1 protein-coding gene is annotated in these 813 nt (G+C 56.5%); it reads left to right on the plus strand.

The window, feature by feature from the left end:
* Positions 1-813, plus strand: an 813-nt coding sequence (locus tag NJD71_RS13565; protein ID WP_319052428.1) for a hypothetical protein, incomplete at both ends; no start/stop codon positions are given.

The raw sequence follows: 813 nt of genomic DNA on the forward strand, positions 1-813 counted from the left end.
GAAGATGCAGCAGACGGCACCGTCAACGAGGGCGACAAGCCGAGCGTTAGCGTGGGCAATGCCAGCGCCACCGAAGGGGACAATCTGGTTCACCAAGTCACCGTCAATGGCGTCACCGAAGCGGATGTCACCTATGACTTTGACTTGGCAGGTAATAGCGCCACAGATGGCGATGATTACAGTAGCGACCCTGCTGCTCTCATCTTTAGCAACGGCGTCATCAACAATAATGATGGCACCATCACCGTCCCTGCTGGGGTGACCGACTTTACCGTCAGCTATCCGACATCAAATGATGCCATCCTTGAGAACGATGAAACCACCGAGCTTACCATTGGCAATGACAGTGGCACTGGCACCATCATCGATGCCGGCGACGCGATTCCTGCGGTGAGCATTGCCGCGGTGAGTGATAGCGCTAGCGAAGGGGCAGACGACAGCATCGTCTTTAGTATCAGCCAAACGGGCGCAACGGACAAAGACAGCACCGTCACCGCAAGCCTAGTGCTTGGCGACAGTGATGCCAGCGACATTGACAGCATCACCTTTACCGATGCCAATGGCACGCAAACCATCAGCGTGGCGGACGCCATTGCTGGGGTTAGCGTGACCATTCCTGCGGGCAGCAGTGTCCTGCCAACGTTCACCATCAGCCCAACTGACGATGCCATCTATGAGGTCTCAGAAGCCCTAAGCATGAGCATCAGCAATCCGATCAACGCCAGCATTGGCACCGCCTTTGATGTCGCCACCATCTTCGATGAAGATGCAGCAGACGGCACCGTCAACGAGGGCGACAAGCCGAGCGTTAGC

This window comes from Psychrobacter sp. PP-21 (assembly GCF_033790785.1).
Lineage (GTDB): Bacteria > Pseudomonadota > Gammaproteobacteria > Pseudomonadales > Moraxellaceae > Psychrobacter.